General features: G+C 62.1%; 10 protein-coding genes and 1 other RNA gene. 4 read left to right on the top strand and 7 right to left on the bottom strand.

Annotation, left to right across the window (positions count from 1 at the left end; all coding sequences use genetic code 11):
- The first annotated feature begins 83 nt into the window (after positions 1-83).
- Positions 84-854 (top strand): substrate-binding periplasmic protein, encoded by a 771-nt coding sequence (locus tag ACLH0I_RS09995; RefSeq protein WP_250962668.1) that lies wholly within the window; start codon positions 84-86, stop codon positions 852-854.
- Here ACLH0I_RS09995 and ACLH0I_RS09990 read toward each other — a convergent pair.
- The gene (locus tag ACLH0I_RS09990; RefSeq protein WP_411386925.1) at positions 800-2,548 is read right to left on the bottom strand and encodes a putative bifunctional diguanylate cyclase/phosphodiesterase; all 1,749 of its coding nucleotides are present in this window, start codon (positions 2,546-2,548) and stop codon (positions 800-802) included. The genes ACLH0I_RS09995 and ACLH0I_RS09990 overlap by 55 nt on opposite strands.
- A 337-nt stretch (positions 2,549-2,885) precedes the next feature.
- On the opposite strand from ACLH0I_RS09990, the gene ACLH0I_RS09985 reads away from it, so the two are divergent.
- Positions 2,886-3,200: a helix-turn-helix domain-containing protein gene (locus ACLH0I_RS09985; protein ID WP_186705257.1), complete on the top strand. Its 315-nt coding sequence runs from the start codon at positions 2,886-2,888 to the stop codon at positions 3,198-3,200.
- A gap of 184 nt (positions 3,201-3,384) precedes the next feature.
- Here ACLH0I_RS09985 and ffs read toward each other — a convergent pair.
- The 6 genes from ffs to ACLH0I_RS09955 form a co-directional block, all read right to left on the bottom strand.
- Positions 3,385-3,481: signal recognition particle sRNA small type (gene ffs / locus ACLH0I_RS09980), an RNA gene on the bottom strand.
- Positions 3,482-3,831: 350 nt separating this feature from the next.
- The gene (locus ACLH0I_RS09975; RefSeq protein WP_411386924.1) at positions 3,832-4,992 is read right to left on the bottom strand and encodes a putative zinc-binding metallopeptidase; all 1,161 of its coding nucleotides are present in this window, start codon (positions 4,990-4,992) and stop codon (positions 3,832-3,834) included.
- A 267-nt stretch (positions 4,993-5,259) separates the two neighbouring features.
- A complete protein-coding gene (ligA, locus tag ACLH0I_RS09970; protein WP_411386923.1) occupies positions 5,260-7,617 on the bottom strand; it encodes an NAD-dependent DNA ligase LigA in 2,358 nt (785 codons plus the stop codon).
- Between the two features lie 153 nt (positions 7,618-7,770).
- Positions 7,771-8,616 (bottom strand): cell division protein ZipA, encoded by an 846-nt coding sequence (zipA, locus tag ACLH0I_RS09965; RefSeq protein WP_411386922.1) that lies wholly within the window; start codon positions 8,614-8,616, stop codon positions 7,771-7,773.
- 258 nt (positions 8,617-8,874) lie between these two features.
- Positions 8,875-12,363, bottom strand: coding sequence for a chromosome segregation protein SMC (gene smc / locus ACLH0I_RS09960; protein ID WP_411386921.1), 3,489 nt, complete (start codon positions 12,361-12,363; stop codon positions 8,875-8,877).
- A gap of 1 nt (position 12,364) precedes the next feature.
- Positions 12,365-13,024: a GntR family transcriptional regulator gene (locus tag ACLH0I_RS09955; protein WP_186705262.1), complete on the bottom strand. Its 660-nt coding sequence runs from the start codon at positions 13,022-13,024 to the stop codon at positions 12,365-12,367.
- A 382-nt stretch (positions 13,025-13,406) separates the two neighbouring features.
- Between ACLH0I_RS09955 and xdhA the strand changes: the two genes are divergently transcribed.
- Both xdhA and xdhB read left to right on the top strand, forming a co-directional pair.
- A complete protein-coding gene (xdhA, locus tag ACLH0I_RS09950; RefSeq protein ID WP_411386920.1) occupies positions 13,407-14,861 on the top strand; it encodes a xanthine dehydrogenase small subunit in 1,455 nt (484 codons plus the stop codon).
- Positions 14,854-17,253, top strand: coding sequence for a xanthine dehydrogenase molybdopterin binding subunit (xdhB, locus tag ACLH0I_RS09945; RefSeq protein WP_411386919.1), 2,400 nt, complete (start codon positions 14,854-14,856; stop codon positions 17,251-17,253). Before xdhA ends, xdhB begins: the two co-directional genes overlap by 8 nt.
- The last annotated feature ends 111 nt before the right edge of the window (positions 17,254-17,364 follow it).

Below are 17,364 nucleotides of genomic sequence, written 5' to 3'. Positions count from 1 at the left end.
GGGGCGAAATTGCATCCGGTGTGCTCGTCTAATCTGACTAAGCTTGGGTTGTCGACGCGGTTTTACACAGTCAGGGAGAGTTTATGCGCTCAGCCATGGGGGCTTTGCTGTTGTTGGGTACCGGTTGTTTCGCCGAAGAAGTCCCTTTGCGTTTCGCCATTACCGACGGCTGGGCAATGCCCATGGTACAGATCGAACGAGGCCGCCCGATCCAGGGCATCCTTCCCGATATCATGACCAGCCTGGCGACCCAAGTGGGAAGGCCGGCGCAATTCCACGTCCTGTCCCGCGCCCGGCTCGACGCTGCCATGAAACACGGCGAAATCGATATACGTTGCTATGTCAGCCCTGACTGGGTGAAGGACAATGGCGATTATCTGTGGAGCATCCCGTTGTTTTTCCAGCGCGACCTGCTCGTCGCCCCGACCAGCGCACCGGCGACGGTCACGCCAGCAACGCTTTCGCACCAAGCCATCGGCACCGTGCTCGGCTATAGCTACCCGACCCTGCAACCCTTGTTCGACACCGGTCAACTGCACCGCGACGATGCCCGTAGCCAGGAACAAGTGCTGGCGAAACTGCTGGCCGGGCGTTATCGCTATGGGGTCACCAACCAATGGGCGCTGGACTGGTTCAATCAACGGCATGCCGCTGATCGCCAGCTCCATGAGGTGACTGTCCTGCAGGAACAGCAGTTGAGCTGTTACGTGCGCAACGATCCGGACATTCCCGCACAACGCATTCTGAGGACATTGCTGAACATGAAAACGTCCGGGGAAATCGACGCGATCATCCAGCTTTACACCGGCCGCAGTGAAACATCGCGGGGCAGGAGCGAGGTGCCTTCGCCCTGATCGCCGGGCCGCTGTTGCCATTGGGACGGCGGAATGAACCCCTGAACCCAGTCGGGTAGCTGTTCGGGCGGCATGGGCCGGGCGATGAAATAACCTTGTGCCACCTCGCAGCCCAGGCTCAGCAGCAGTTGGCCGTGCTCCAGGCTGTCCAGCCCCTCGGCGACCACCTCGCGACCAAAGGCCCGGGCCAGGCCGATCACCGCTTCAGTCAGCGCCAGGTCGTCGCGGTCATCAAGGATGTCGCGGACAAAGGTCTTGTCGATCTTGATGGTTTGCGTGCGCAGGTGCTTGAGGTCGTTGAGCGAGCAGTAGCCCGTGCCAAAACCACCCAGGGAAAAACCCACGCCCAGCGCCTGGCATGCCTGGAGGCAGGCGCTGACGTGGGCCAGGTTCTCCACGGCGACGGACTCGACAATCTGCAGGTCCAACAGCCGTGGCGGCACCGCCGGGTGCCGCTCCAACACCTGCCGCAGCCGCTCGACAAAATCCGCCCGCTGGAAATGCCGTGCCGAGATATTGATGCTCACCGGCCAGCCTTGCCCCACTTGCTGCCATTGCTGCAGCTGGGTCAAGACCTGTTCCATGACCCACTCGCCGATCTCGACGATCAGGTCAGTCTCCTCCACCAAGGGCAGGAACTCCCGAGGCGGCACCAGGCCACGTTGCGGATGCTTCCAGCGCAGCAACGCCTCCAGGCCGACCACGGTGCCATGGCGCATGTTGACCTTGGGCTGGAAATGCAGCCGCAGCTCGTTATCGGCCAGTGCCTGGCGGACCCGCTCGACGGTCTGGTAAGTGGCCCGTACCTCCTTGTCCCGGGACACATCGAACAGGTGAAAACGATTGCGCCCGCTTTGCTTGACCACATACATCGCCTGGTCGGCGTGACGCAGCAGGGTCTCGGCGTCTTCGTTGTCCCACGGGAACAGCGTGACGCCAATACTGGCGAAGACCTTGATGTCCTTGCCATCAATGCCATACGGCATGGAGACGGCGATCAACACCCGGTTCAACGCGGCATGCAACTCCTCCATTCCACGCACATGGCGCAGCACCAGTACGAACTCGTCCCCGCCCAGCCGCGCCACCACGTCCTCGCCACGCACGATGCTGCGCAGGCGCCTGGCAACCTCCACCAGCAGCCGATCACCGCTGGCATGGCCATAGCCGTCGTTGACGGCCTTGAAACCATCGAGATCGAGCATGCACACCGCCAGGGGCAGGTTCTCCGTGCGGGAAAATTCCAGGGCCTGATCCAGCAGGTCCGACAGATAAGTTCGATTGGGCAGTCCGGTCAGCACATCGTGACCGACCCGCCATTGCAGCGAATGCAGCAAGCGACGCTTTTCACTGACGTCGAAGCGAATCGCCAGGTAGCGCTCGATTTGCCCGGTTTCATCGTCGATCACCGGCACCAGGGTGGTGTCGACCCAATGCAGCGTGCCGTCCTTGGCCCGGTTGCAGATTTCCCCTTTCCAGACCTGCCCCAAGGCAATGGTGCGCCACATGGCGCTGAAGAACTCGCCGGGGTGCTGAGCGGAATTGAGTAGGCGATGGTTCGCGCCCAGCAACTCATCGCGCCGGTAACCAAAAAGGCTGCAAAATTGATCGTTGACGTAAGTGATGCGCCCGCTCAGATCGGTCTCGGAAAAAATCGCGGCGGCGTCAACGGCCCTGCGGTACTTCTTATCCATCGAAGCAGTCATCCATGAGTCAGGCTCATTTGTCGCGCGCGGTTGCACCGCCTTCAAGACAGGCGAAAATCAACTAGGCTCAAACACTTTGAGGAAGCTGGAGCGCGGGCCCTGGCGGCGCCCAGGGAGGGCTCAGCCCTTGCCTTGTATCGTGGCAAGAAACACAAGGCCCGGTCTTTGCACACCCCTCGGCTTCGCAAAGCGGGTCACCAAATACCCGTGCCAAAGGCCGATTCTACGAAACACATCACACTTTGCAAAGCAAGGTGATGGATCACGCGGTTGCCTAATGCGAAAATCTATCGTTAAGTTCTTGATTCTAAATGGGAATTAAGCGATGCAAATTTCAAGTTTGGGTCCGGCCATCAGACGCTACCGCAAAGTAGCGGGGCTTACTCAGGCTGAACTTGGCGAAAAAACCGGTTTTGACCCTAAAACCATCAGCCGCTTCGAAACCGGCACCTACACCCCCAGCGTCGAAGCCTTGTTCCTGCTTGCCAATGTGCTGGATGTGCAACTGAAGGCTTTTTTTGCCGACATGACCGATGAAGACGAACAGCGGGCGTACCTGTTCGGTGTCATACACAAAGCCACCCCGAAGGATCTTGGAAAGCTGATTGCGGCGGTCGACCAGGCCTTGTCCAAGCCTTGATGCAATGGAAGAGAAGCCTGGCCTGTCGATGCGAGACAGGCCAGGCTTCTCTTTGACACTCACTTGCCCTGTCCAGCAAAAACCTGGACAGCAGAAAGCACCGATCAGTATCGATCAGTGAAACAAAAAGAAATTTTGAATTTGGCAAACCTTGCGAACGAAGGCTTGGGCGTTATGGAGGCAACCCCACCAGCCACACCCCGGCACACAATGTTCCCGCTGTGGCTGCTTCCTTCCGGATCTGACCAGGTTCACGGGTAATCGTTGCGGGGGGACCGATGGGGTCACCATAACGACGCCCGCCTGACGGCGAGCCGCGCCATTGTACCTATCTGGCAAGAAGTTACAACCGTTCGTGTCGGATTAAAAACTGAAGGCGTTCAAGCACTTGCCATGGGAGCAAAGCTTGCTCGCGATGACGTTGGCACATCGGGCATGGATGCAAGTTGATCCACCGCTTTCGCGAGCAGGCTCGCTCCCACGGGGTTCTGTGCCTGACGCAGGAGCTGTGGACAGCCGAGAGCCAGTGTGGGAGCGAGCTTGCTCGCGAAGGCGTCGGTACATTCGGCATCGATACAAGCTGACCGGTCGCTATCGCGAGCAAGCTCGCTCCCACAGGGGATCTGTGCCTCTACAACAGCACCTCATCCGCCCGACCGCCCTCCTCCTGGATCACCAGATGGATGAAGTGCAGCTTGGTAATGACGGCGGCCGGTACGACGAACGGGTAGAAGTCCGGTTGGCCCATGCTGCGGGACAGTTCGTTGAGCATGCCGGCCAGTTCGATCCAGGCGTTGACGAACGAAAGGAAAGCCGCGCCGCCTGCATGTTCGGCGTCGTACAAGGTCTCGGGCGGGAACGGCTGGTAGTCGAAATCCATCTCCCGAGCACTCATGCCAAAGCCCAGGGCAGTATCCACCGCGTCCATCATGTGCAGGTAATGGGCCCAGGTTTCCGCCCAGTCCTCCCATGGGTGCATGGTGGCGTAGGCACTGACGTAGCGGCTTTGCCAATCCAGCGGCGCACCTTGCTGGTAATGCCGCTCCAAGGCGTCGGCATAGTTGGCGCGCTCGTCGCCGAACAGTTCGCGAAAAGCCTCGAGCCAGTGACTGTTGGCAATCAGCCGGTCCCAGTAGTAGTGCCCCACCTCATGGCGAAAATGCCCGAGCAAGGTGCGATACGGTTCGTGCATTTGCTGGCGCACATGCTCGCGATGGGCATCGTCCGCCTCCTTGATGTCGAGGGTGATCAATCCGCTGGCGTGACCCGTGGTCGGCGGCGTGCCATCTGGGTCGACGCCGATGAAATCGAACGCCAGGCCGATGTCTTCATTGACGGTTTTCGGGATGACCGGCAAGCCGAAGGTGATCAGTTGCGCGACCAGTCGACGCTTGGCGGTCTCGACCTTGCGCCAACGTTCAGGATTTTCCGGAATCGACAGGTCAGGAATGGTGCGATTCAGGCTACAGGCGATGCACAGGGTATCGTGGCCATTGTCCGGCAGCAGCCAATTGCAGGCCGCCGGGGTGTCGAGGTTGGCGCAACGGCGGAACAGCCCCGCGTGCGGATCGGCATCCAGCGTCCAGGTGTCGGGTTGCTCACCGGGTTGCAGGGAGGACAGGCGGCTCCGCTCAGGTTGATAACCCAGCGCCGCCAGACAGGCCAGGCACTGGCTGTTGCGAAAGAACAATGACTGGCCGCAGCGGCACGGCCAGACCTTGCTGTTACGTGACCGATCACCCAGGAACGGCGCGGCGATGCGTGAGCTCAGTTGTTCGAAGAAGCGGTACATGGCGATCTCTCCCTGGAGCCTGCAAGACTAGATCACCTTACGCTCATGATCGTTCCAACGCGTTGCGTCATAGCGCCGATCAACCGTGGCGAGGGAGCTTGCTCCCGCTCGGCTCTGTAGGAGCTGGCGAAGCCTGCGATCTTTTGATCTTGATCTTTCGCTCACGACTCAATGGGCAGTGGAAAGATCGCAGCCTCGTTGCACTCGTCAGCTCCTACAGTACAGCCCAGCGGGAGCAAGCTCCCTCGCCACAAAAGCCGATCACCCTCAGACCGTGATGCCATGGCCCGCCAGGAAATCGACAAAGGCTTGTTCGTCGAGCACCTTGAGACCCAGCTCATTGGCCTTGGTCAACTTCGAACCAGCACCCGGCCCGGCCACCACGCAGTGGGTTTTCGCCGACACGGACCCCGCGACCTTCGCCCCCAGGCTCTCCAACTTATCCTTGGCGACGTCACGGCTCATCAGTTCCAGCGAACCGGTCAGCACCCAGGTGTGACCTGCCTCGGGCAAGCCTTCGACGACCTTCTTCTCGCTCTGCCAGTGCATGCCAAAGTCGCGCAACTGCTGCTCCGCCGCTTCGGCCTGCTGACGGTTGGCGGCGATGGCAAAGAACTCGCGCACGGCATTGGCCTGTTTTTCCGGCAGGGCCTGGCGCATGTCCAGCCAGTCGGCGTTCATCACCGCGTCGAGCGAGCCGAACTTGTCCGCCAGCTTCTGCGCCCCGCCCGGCCCCACCGAGGGAATGTGCAACTTGTCGAGAAAGCCGCCCAGGGTCGTACTGGCGGAGAATTCGGCGCCCAACTCGCCCTGGTCCTGAATCTCCAGGCCATGGCGCAACAGGTCCTTGATCACCTGGCGGTTGTGCGGGTCTTCGAAGAAGCTGTGGATCTCGTGGGCGACTTCCAGGCCGACATCAGGCAAGTACGTGAGCACTTGGGGCAACGCCGCCTGCACGCGCTCCAGCGAACCGAGGGAGCGGGCCAGGACCTTGGCGGTCTCCTCGCCCACGTCCGGGATGCCCAGGGCATAGATGAAACGCGCCAGGCTCGGCTGCTTGCTGTCGACGATGGCGGCCAGCAGGTTCTTGCTCGACAGTTCGGCGAAGCCTTCCAGGTCGACCACCTGCTCGAAGGTCAGCGCATACAGGTCGGCAGGCGATCCCACCAGGCCCTCATCCACCAGTTGCTCGACGCTCTTCTCGCCCAAGCCTTCGATGTCCATGGCCCGACGCGAGACGAAATGGATGATCGCCTGCTTGAGCTGCGCGCCACAGGCCAGGCGACCGACGCAGCGGTAAACCGCGCCTTCGCTGACGGTTTCGCGGCCCTTGCTGCGCTTGATCAGCTGCGTGCGCTCGACGTGGGAGCCGCAGACCGGGCATTGCTGGGGCACTTCCACCCGGCGGGCGTTTTCCGGACGGCGCTCGGTGACGACCTGAACCACCTGCGGGATCACGTCCCCGGCACGGCGGATGATCACCGTATCGCCGATCATCACGCCCAGGCGCGCCACTTCGTCCATGTTGTGCAACGTCGCGTTGGCCACGGTTACGCCGGCGACTTTCACCGGCTTGAGACGGGCCACCGGAGTCACCGCGCCGGTACGGCCGACCTGGAACTCGACGTCCAGCAACTCGGTGAGTTCTTCGGTGGCGGGAAACTTGTGGGCAATGGCCCAGCGCGGTTCCCGGGCACGGAAACCAAGCTCGCGCTGGGAAGCGATGCTGTTGACCTTGAACACGACACCGTCGATCTCATAGGGCAACGCGTTGCGCCGCTCGCCGATGTCACGGTAGTAATCCAGGCATTCGTCGACGCCGTGGGCCAGCTTCAACTCACGACTGATGGGCATGCCCCACGCCTTGAGTTGCTTGAGGTTGCCAATATGGGTGTCGGCGATGTCCGCCGTCACCTGGCCAATGCCATAGCAACAGAACTCAAGGGGACGGTTGGCCGTGATCCTGGAGTCAAGCTGACGCAGGCTGCCGGCCGCCGCGTTGCGCGGGTTGGCAAACGTCTTGCCGCCCGCCTCCAGTTGCGTGGCGTTGAGGCGCTCGAAGCCGGCCTTGGACATGTACACCTCGCCGCGCACTTCCAGCAGCGGCGGCCAGCCACTGCCCTGCAACTTGAGGGGAATGTTGCGCACGGTGCGTACGTTGACGCTGATGTCCTCGCCCGTGGTGCCGTCACCGCGGGTGGCGCCGCGCACCAGCATGCCGTCCTGGTACAACAGGCTGACCGCCAGGCCATCGAGCTTCGGTTCGCAGCTGTACTCCACTGCCGCGCCACCGCCCAGCAAATCGCCCATGGGCAGGTCGAGGCCTTCCGTCACCCGGCGGTCGAATTCGCGCAGGGTAGTTTCGTCGAAAGCGTTGCCCAGGCTGAGCATCGGGATCTCGTGACGCACCTGGCTGAACGCCGACAGCGCCACGCTGCCGACCCGCTGGGTCGGGGAATCGCTGGTGACAAGTGAAGGGTGCTGCTCTTCCAGGGCCTTGAGTTCGTGGAACAGGCGGTCGTACTCGGCGTCCGGAATGGTGGGTTCGTCGAGGACGTGGTAGCGGTAGTTGTGCTGATCCAGCTCGGTGCGAAGCTCTAGGATGCGGGTTTCGACGGCGTTCATGGGTGTTCTCTCATAAAGCAAAAGAGCAGCCTGGGCTGCTCATTCTTTTTAAACCTTTTGGGGGGCTTCGCCCCCAGCGGGAGCAAGCTCCCTCGCCACAAAAGCTCTCCTGCCACAAAAAGCTCTCTGGTCAGGGAGAGCCTGTGTCATTGATCAGCGCTTCTGGGTCAGCGCCCGGCGCTCGAATTCGACGATGCGCTGGCGGTAGTGCTCGATGGTCTGGGCGGTCAGCACGCTGCGCTGGTCGTCCTTCAGTTCGCCGTTGAGCTCCTGGGACAACTTGCGAGCGGCGGCCACCATCACGTCGAATGCCTGCTTGGGATGACGCGGGCCCGGCAGGCCAAGGAAGAAGCTCACCGCCGGCGTGCTGAAATGATCGATGTCGTCGAGGTCGAACACGCCAGGCTTGACCGCGTTGGCCATGGAGAACAGCACCTCGCCGTTACCGGCCATGCTTTCGTGACGGTGGAAAATGTCCATTTCGCCAAAACGCAGGCCGCTTTCGAGGATGTTCTGTAGCAACGCCGGGCCCTTGAAGCCGGCCGGGTCGCGGCAGATCACGCTGATCACCAGCACTTCTTCAGCCTGGGCCTGGTCCTTGTCGCCGCTCGGGGCCTTGTTTTCGTCCGGGAAGTCGCCGTCGCGACTGCTGAAGCTCGGCCCGCCATCCAGGTCGAGGTTCAGGTTCAAATCACCCTGGGACGGCTCGCTGTTGCGCTTGCCACGCTTGGAACCCGACTCCCGTGGCTCACGGGCAGGCGCGCTCATCGACGGCAAGTCATGCTCGTCCAGCTGCGGCTCCTTGTGGGCGTCCAGCACCCGCGGCGGCCCCAGCAGCTCGGCGCTATCATCCTCATCGGGCAGGTTCGACAGGCTGCGATCCAGGCGAAACTTCAGTTTCCCCTTGCCGCCGCGCATGCGACGCCAGCCGTCGAAAAGAATACCGGCAATGACAATGATGCCGATGACGATCAGCCACTCGCGCAGACCGATTTCCATGTAATCCCGTGCCTCTATAAAAATGCTGAAAAATAAGGGGCTTAGCTATTTGCAAACCGCTTTAAAACGTGGCGCCAACTCTATGTTCTGAATGGCGTTTTGCCCACGCATACGAAAAATTGACATTAAACTAGCACGACCAAAGATAACTTTACACCGTCTGTCGCATAGGCTTGTGCCCAATCTGTGAATTGAACATCAGCCCCAGGGGTAAAAAATACCTGCAGCGTTCGAAGGTGAAGCCCTACAAGCCGTTGTTCAGGCATCCACCATGGCCATGGCCTCCTCCACATCCACCGCCACCAGTCGCGAACAGCCCGGCTCGTGCATCGTCACCCCCATCAACTGATCGGCCATTTCCATGGCGATCTTGTTGTGGGTGATGTAGATGAACTGCACCGTTTCAGACATTTCTTTCACCAGCCGTGCGTAACGGCCTACGTTGGCGTCGTCCAGCGGCGCGTCGACCTCGTCGAGCATGCAGAACGGCGCCGGGTTCAATTTGAAGATGGCAAAGACCAGGGCCAGCGCGGTCAGCGCCTTTTCGCCACCGGAGAGCAAATGGATGGTGCTGTTCTTCTTGCCAGGAGGACGCGCCATGATTGTCACCCCTGTATCGAGTAAATCTTCGCCCGTCAGTTCCAAGTAGGCGCTGCCGCCACCGAAAACTTTTGGAAAAAGGGCCTGCAAACCGCCGTTGATCTGATCAAAGGTATCCTTGAAGCGGTTGCGGGTTTCCTTGTCGATCTTGCGGATGACGTTTTCCAGGGTCTCCAGCGCCTCCACCAGGTCGTCGTTCTGAGCGTCCAGGTAGCGCTTGCGCTCGGACTGCTGCTGGTACTCGTCGATGGCCGCCAGGTTGATGGCCCCCAGGCGCTGGATGCGCTGGGCAATGCGCTCCAACTCCTCCTCGGCGTCCTTCTCGTTCGCCCCGGCCACCAGGGTAGCGAGCACGCCGTCGAGGTCGTAGCCGTCTTCCAGCAACTGGTCCTGCAAGGCTTTGCGCCGCACCGTCAGGGCTTGCCATTCCATGCGCTGCTGTTCCATCTGGCCACGGATCAGTTGCGATTGCTGCTCGGCCTGGCTGCGGCGCTTTTCGGCGTCGCGCAGTTCACGGTCGGCGTCCTCCAAGGCGATTTGCGCGGTCTTGAGCTCCTCGTCGACACTCATGCGCTTGTCGAGCAACTCTTCAAGCTTGAGGCGCAGCTCTTCCAGCGGCGCTTCGCCCTCCTCCAGATTGAGGCTCAACTGCTCGCGTTTTTCGGTCAGGCGTTCGGACTGCATTTCCAGCCGTTCCAAGGCCTGGCGCGTGGAATCGTGCTGGGCTCTGAGCGAGCCCAGGCGCACCGCCAATTGATGGGCGTGGTCCTTGTGCTGGCGTGCTTCCTGGCGCACCCGGTCCAGGCGCTCGCGCAAGCTGTCACGCTGGGCCAGCAACAGTTCGCGCTGCTCGGTGTCCAGCGCCATGGCATCGAGGGCTTCTTGCAATTGCAAGCGCGCTTCGCCGATCTGCTCGTGCTCTAACGCCCGCTGCTCACCCAGCTCGGCGATTTCTTCTTCCAGGCGGGTGCGGCGCAGCGCCAGTTGCTCGACCTTGGCCTTGCCGGCCGACAACTGCGCCTTGAGCTCGCCTTGCTGGCGCGCTTCATCCTGCAATAGCCGCCGCAGATGTTCGCGGCCGTTTTCCTGTTGACGCTGTTGCGCCCGCAGGTTTTGCAATTCGGTTTCCAGGGCTTCGACGCTGGCTTCGCGCTCTTCGCGCTCGGCGCCCAGGCGTTGGATTTCCTGGCCGCGGGCGAGCATGCCGCTCTCGGCTTCGCTGGCCCGGCGCACCCGCAGGAAATGCCGGCCAACCCAATACCCGTCACGACTGATCAAACTTTCGCCGGCTGCCAATTGTCCACGCAGGGCCAAGGCCTGCTCAAGGCTGTCCACTGGCTTGACCTGCCCGAGCCAGGGCGACAGGTCGACCTGGGCCTCGACCTTATCGAGCAAGCTGCCGGGAATTCGCACGCCATCGCCGGCCGGGCTGAGCAGACGCAGATCGCCTTGAGTAAAGCCCGACAGGTCGAAGCCAGCGAAATCATCCACCAGCACCGCTTGCAGGTCGGCGCCGAGCACGGTTTCCACCGCCAGTTCCCAGCCAGCATCGACCTTCAGGCCCTCGGCCAGTCGTGGGCGCTCGGCCAACTGCTGGTCGCGCAGCCATTCAGCCGTACCCGTGCCTGGGTCCAGCGCCGCTTGCTGCAAGGCCTCCAGCGAGGCCAGCCGCCCATTGAGCCGCTGCAATTCGCCCTGGGCCTGTTGCTGGTTCTGCAAAGCCAGTTGCAAGGCTTGGCGCAGTTGTTCAAGGCGCTCGACCTGGGCATCTTCGCTGGCCTGCAGGTCTTCGAGGGTGGCTTCGCTGGTCGCCAGTTGCTCGCTCAGTTCCAGAATCGCGGCGTCTTCCGGATCCGCGGCGAGCAAGGCGCGCTCTTCGGACAGGCGGCGCTGGCGTTCGGCCAGGCGCTCCATGCTGGTTTCCAACTGCTGGATGCGCGACTGTTGGACTTCTGCCTGGCGCCGTGGCTCGGCCGACGTCAGGTTGAAACTGTCCCACTGCTCTTGCCAGCCATGCATGGTCAGCTCGGCTTCTTCCAGGGCTGCGGCGGCCTCTTCAGCGGCGGCGCTGGTGATTTCCTGCTCCGGCGTCAGCCTGTCCAGCTCTTCGCCGAGGGTCAACAGCAGCGTGCGGTCATGACCCAGGTGCGATTCGGTTTCCAGGCGCGCCCGCTCGGCTTCCTTCAAGTCGTCCTGCAACTGCCGCAGCCGCTGCTGACCATGCTGGATGCTCTGCTCGACCCGGGCGATGTCGCCCCCCACGGAATAGAAGCGCCCTTGCACCAGATTGAAGCGCTCGGACAAGTCATGGTGGCCGTCGCGCAGCCGCTCGATGGCCGCGTCAGCGTTGCGCTGCTCGGCCACCAAAGCTTCGAAGCTGATTTCCTGGTTGCCAATGATCGCTTCGCGCTGGCCGACCTGCTCGTTCAGCGCCTGCCAGCGCAAAGCCGACAGTTGGGCCTTGAGCTGGCGCTCCTCGCCCTTGTATTCCTGGTACTTCTTCGCGGCCTCGGCCTGACGGTGCAGACGTTCGAGCTGGCGTTCGAGTTCTTCGCGCAGGTCGGTCAGGCGCGCCAGGTTTTCGTGGGTGCGACGAATGCGGTTTTCGGTCTCGCGCCGGCGCTCCTTGTATTTGGAAATGCCGGCGGCCTCTTCGATGAAGTTGCGCAGGTCTTCGGGCTTGGCCTCGATCAGCTTGGAGATCATCCCCTGCTCGATGATCGAGTAGCTGCGCGGGCCCAGGCCGGTGCCAAGGAAAATATCGGTGATGTCCCGGCGACGGCACTTGGCGCCGTTGAGGAAATAGCTGTTCTGGCTGTCGCGGGTCACTTTGCGACGAATGGAGATTTCCGCATAGGCCGCGTACTCGCCCACCAGGGTGCCGTCGGAGTTATCGAACACCAGCTCGATGCTGGCCTGGCTCACCGGCTTGCGACTGGTGGAGCCGTTGAAGATGACGTCGGTCATCGACTCGCCGCGCAGGTTCTTGGCCGAGCTTTCGCCCATCACCCAGCGCACGGCGTCGATGATGTTCGACTTGCCGCAACCATTGGGCCCGACCACCGCCGCCATGTTACTGGGGAAGTTCACCGTGGTCGGGTCGACGAAGGATTTGAACCCCGCCAACTTGATGCACTTGAGCCGCACGTCAGGCCGCCGTCAGGGCAGAAACCACCAGGTCGCAACTGCGCTGGGCGTAGGCCGTGAGCACGATGCGGATCTGCGGCAAATCACGGGCCAGCACCGCGGCGAGCAGGCGCTGGAACAGGTCGAGGAACTCACTCATTTCCGCCTTGCGCTGGTCCAGGGCCAGGAAATAGGCACGGCTCATGGCCGGTTGCAGGTTCTCGACGGTTTCCTGCAAATACGGATTGTTGGCAAAGGGATAGGCGGCGCGCATCACGCTGAAGCTTTCATCGACGAAGGTGCGGATGTCCTGGCGCGCGTAGGCGTCGTTGAGACGCTGCTGGATCGCGACGAACGGCGCCATGTCGGCCTGTTCTTTCCAGCCATGGGCCACGGCGTTGCCCAGCAGGATGTACAGCTCGCTCATCAGGGTGCAGAGGCTGCGCACCTTGTGCTCGGTGAGTTCGGTGACGTGGGCGCCACGGCGCGGCAGGATCGCGATCAAATGGCGTCGCTCCAGGATCAGCAAGGCCTCGCGGACCGAGCCGCGGCTGACGTTGAGCGCCAGCGTGACCTTCTGCTCCTGGATGCGCTCTCCCGGTTTCATTTCGCCGCGAATGATGCGTTCGGCGAGGTGATGGGCGATTTGCTCGGCGAGGCTGTCCGGGGCCTTGAACGTCATGGTTGTCCTTCAAACTCTTCGATTTGCACAAGCGGCGCAGTGTAGCGCACTCGGTACGTCATGGCGCAGGGCCTGCAGCGGGTTTTTGGCACGATATAAGCAAAAAAACCGGGCTCTCATCCTGGAACAGAATCTGTGGGAGAACCTGTGGGAGCCGAGCTTGCTCGCGATAGCGGTCTGTCAGCTTGCATCCATACTGAATGTACCGCCGTCATCGCGAGCAAGCTCGGCTCCCACAGGGTTCCAACGTGTCCATAAAGCGTTGTTCATCGACCAGATGGATTTTCTTGACCCTTAAGTCAGAAAATCGTTGACCGAAAAGTCAGACCTGATAAATTCAGGCCCACGTCGAAACAACAATAATGAGTCTGCGAGGCCTTCCGTGATCCAGTTTTTACTCAACCAGGAACTCCGTAGCGAGCACGCCCTGGACCCGAACCTGACCGTGCTCAACTACTTGCGCGAACACGTTGGTAAACCAGGCACCAAAGAAGGCTGCGCCAGCGGCGACTGTGGCGCGTGTACCGTGGTGGTGGGCGAATTGGAAACGGACGCCAATGGCCGCGAACGCATTCGCTACCGCAGCCTCAACGCGTGCCTGACCTTCGTCTCTTCCCTGCACGGCAAGCAACTGATCAGCGTCGAGGACCTCAAGGACCAGGGCCAATTGCACAGCGTTCAGCAAGCGATGGTCGATTGCCACGGTTCGCAATGCGGTTTCTGCACACCGGGCTTCGTCATGTCGCTGTTCGCCCTGCAGAAGAACAGCGAGCAAGCCGACGCCCACCAGGCCCACGAAGCCCTGGCCGGCAACCTGTGCCGTTGCACCGGCTATCGGCCGATCCTGGCCGCCGCCGCGCAGGCCTGCTGCGGCAAGCAGCCCGACCAGTTCGACGCCCGCGAGGCCGAGACCATCGCCCGCCTCAAAGCCATCGCCCCCACCGAGACCGGTGAACTCAACAGCGGCGACAAACGCTGCCTGGTGCCGCTGACCGTGGCCGACCTGGCCGATCTCTACGACGCCTATCCCCAGGCGCGCCTGCTGGCCGGCGGTACGGACCTGGCCCTGGAAGTCACACAGTTTCATCGCACCCTGCCGGTGATGATCTACGTGGGCAACGTCGCCGAACTCAAGCGCATCGAGCGTTTCGACGACCGCCTGGAGATCGGCGCCGCCACCGCGCTCTCCGATTGCTACGAGGCCCTGAAAGCCGAATACCCGGATTTCGGCGAACTGTTGCAACGCTTCGCCTCGCTGCAGATCCGCAACCAGGGCACCTTGGGCGGCAACATCGGCAACGCCTCGCCTATTGGTGACTCGCCGCCCCTGTTGATCGCCCTCGGCGCGCAGATCGTGCTGTGCAAGGGCCAGGTCCGCCGCACCCTGGCCCTGGAAGACTACTTCATCGATTACCGGGTCACTGCCCGCCAGGAAAGCGAATTCATCGAAAAGATCATCGTGCCGCGGGCCAATGCCGAACAGGCGTTCCGTGCCTACAAGGTGTCCAAGCGCCTGGACGATGATATTTCCGCGGTGTGCGCGGCGTTCAACCTGCGCATCGACAACGGTGTGGTCCGCGACGCCCGCGTGGCCTTCGGCGGCATGGCCGCCACACCGAAACGTGCCAAGCATTGTGAAGCCGCATTGATCGGCGCGCCGTGGACCGACAGCACCGTCGAACGCGCCTGCGCCGTCCTGGCCGAGGACTTCACGCCGTTGTCGGACTTCCGCGCCAGCAAGGAATACCGCCTGCTCAGCGCCCGCAACCTGTTGCGCAAATACTTCATCGAACTGCAAACGCCGCACATCGAGACTCGGGTGACCGCTTATGTCTAACCATCACGCCGTAGAGAAGACCCAAGCCGAACTGGCCGAGCTGTTCGCCCGCGACCTCACCACTGGCGTGGGCCGTAGCGTCAAGCACGACAGCGCCGCCAAGCACGTGTCCGGCGAGGCGCAGTACATCGATGATCGCCTCGAATTCCCGAACCAGTTGCACGTCTATGCCCGGCTGTCGGACCGCGCCCACGCCCGGATCATCCGCATCGATACCGCGCCGTGCTACGCCTTTGACGGCGTGCGCATCGCCATCACCCACGCAGACATTCCAGGCCTGAAGGACATTGGCCCACTGCTGCCCGGCGATCCGCTGCTGGCCATTGATGATGTGCAGTTCGTCGGCCAACCGGTGCTGGCTGTTGCGGCCAAGGACCTTGAGACCGCTCGCAAGGCAGCGATGGCCGCCATCATCGAATACGAAGACCTGGAGCCGGTACTGGACGTGGTCGAAGCCCTGCGCAAGCGGCACTTCGTGCTGGACAGCCACACCCACCAGCGCGGCGATTCGGCCACGGCGCTGGCGAGCGCCGAGCATCGTATCCAGGGCTCGCTGCACATCGGCGGCCAGGAACATTTTTACCTGGAAACCCAGATTTCCTCGGTGATGCCCACCGAAGACGGCGGCATGATCGTCTACTGCTCGACCCAGAACCCCACCGAAGTGCAGAAACTGGTGGCCGAAGTACTCGGCGTGTCGATGAACAAGGTCGTGGTGGACATGCGCCGCATGGGCGGCGGCTTTGGCGGCAAGGAAACCCAGGCCGCCAGCCCGGCGTGCCTGTGCGCCGTCATCGCGCACCTCACCGGGCAGCCGACCAAGATGCGCCTGCCTCGGGTCGAAGACATGCTGATGACCGGCAAGCGCCATCCCTTCTATATCGAATACGACGTCGGCTTCGACAGCCGCGGGCGCTTGCACGGCATCGCCCTGGAACTGGCCGGCAACTGCGGCTGCTCGCCGGACCTGTCGGCCTCCATCGTCGACCGGGCGATGTTCCACGCCGACAACGCCTACTACTTGGGCGATGCGACCATCAACGGCCACCGCTGCAAGACCAACACCGCGTCGAACACTGCCTACCGGGGGTTCGGCGGGCCGCAGGGCATGGTCGCCATCGAAGAAGTGATGGACGCCATCGCCCGGCACCTGGGGCTCGATCCGCTGGCGGTGCGCAAGGCCAACTACTACGGCAAGACCGAACGCAACGTCACCCACTACTACCAGACCGTCGAGCACAACATGCTCGAGGAAATGACCGCCGAGCTTGAAGAAAGCAGCCAGTACGCCGAACGCCGTGAAGCGATCCGTCGCTACAACGCAGGCAGCCCGATCCTCAAGAAGGGCCTGGCGCTGACGCCCGTGAAGTTCGGCATTTCGTTCACCGCCAGTTTCCTCAACCAGGCCGGCGCCTTGATCCACGTCTACACCGACGGCAGCATCCACCTCAACCACGGCGGCACCGAGATGGGCCAGGGCCTGAATACCAAGGTCGCCCAGGTGGTGGCCGAGGTGTTCCAGGTGGAAATGGACCGCGTGCAGATCACCGCGACCAACACCGACAAGGTGCCGAACACCTCGCCCACCGCCGCTTCCAGTGGCGCTGACCTGAATGGCAAGGCGGCGCAGAATGCCGCCGAAATCATCAAGCGGCGCCTGGTGGAATTTGCCGCGCGGCAATACAAGGTCAGCGAAGAAGACGTGGAATTCCACAACGGCCATGTGCGGGTGCGCGATCACATCCTGACCTTCGAAGCGTTGGTACAGCAGGCGTATTTCGCCCAGGTCTCACTGTCCAGCACCGGCTTCTACAAGACCCCGAAAATCTACTACGACCGCAGCCAGGCCCGTGGCCGGCCGTTCTACTACTACGCCTATGGCGCGGCGTGTGCCGAGGTGATCGTCGATACTCTCACCGGCGAGTACAAGATGCTGCGCACCGACATCCTCCACGATGTCGGCGCCTCGCTGAACCCAGCCATCGACATCGGCCAGGTCGAGGGCGGTTTCATCCAGGGCATGGGCTGGCTGACCATGGAAGAGCTGGTGTGGAATGACAAGGGCAAGCTGGTGACCAATGGCCCGGCCAGCTACAAGATCCCCGCCGTGGCGGACATGCCACTGGACCTGCGGGTCAAGCTGGTGGAAAACCGCAAGAACCCTGAAGACACGGTGTTCCATTCCAAGGCCGTGGGTGAGCCGCCGTTCATGCTCGGCATCGCCGCGTGGTGCGCCATCAAGGACGCCGTGGCGAGCCTGGGGGATTACCGGCAGCAACCGAACATCGATGCCCCGGCGACGCCGGAGCGGGTGCTGTGGGGGTGTGAGCAGATGCGGCAGTTGAAGACTGTTAGGCCTGCGGAAGCCGGGGCTGAGTTGGCTCCGCTTTAGACCGCGGCGCGGCCAATCGCGAGCAAGCTCGCTCCCACATTGGGTCAGTGTTCACAAATCCCCTGTGGGAGCGAGCTTGCTCGCGATAAGGCCGCCACAGACAACAGAGAT

Source organism: Pseudomonas sp. MPB03 (genome assembly GCF_046605385.1).
GTDB lineage: Bacteria > Pseudomonadota > Gammaproteobacteria > Pseudomonadales > Pseudomonadaceae > Aquipseudomonas > Aquipseudomonas zanjanensis.
This window is presented reverse-complemented; position numbering and strand designations above follow the sequence as displayed.

Coding starts and splice junctions, on each gene's coding strand:
- zipA (WP_411386922.1), bottom strand. CDS start 8,616: ATGGAAATCGGTCTGCGCGAGTGGCTGATCGTCATCGGCATCATTGTC.
- ligA (WP_411386923.1), bottom strand. CDS start 7,617: ATGAACGCCGTCGAAACCCGCATCCTAGAGCTTCGCACCGAGCTGGAT.
- ACLH0I_RS09955 (WP_186705262.1), bottom strand. CDS start 13,024: ATGACGTTCAAGGCCCCGGACAGCCTCGCCGAGCAAATCGCCCATCAC.
- ACLH0I_RS09975 (WP_411386924.1), bottom strand. CDS start 4,992: ATGTACCGCTTCTTCGAACAACTGAGCTCACGCATCGCCGCGCCGTTC.
- ACLH0I_RS09990 (WP_411386925.1), bottom strand. CDS start 2,548: ATGGATAAGAAGTACCGCAGGGCCGTTGACGCCGCCGCGATTTTTTCC.
- ACLH0I_RS09995 (WP_250962668.1), top strand. CDS start 84: ATGCGCTCAGCCATGGGGGCTTTGCTGTTGTTGGGTACCGGTTGTTTC.
- xdhB (WP_411386919.1), top strand. CDS start 14,854: ATGTCTAACCATCACGCCGTAGAGAAGACCCAAGCCGAACTGGCCGAG.
- ACLH0I_RS09985 (WP_186705257.1), top strand. CDS start 2,886: ATGCAAATTTCAAGTTTGGGTCCGGCCATCAGACGCTACCGCAAAGTA.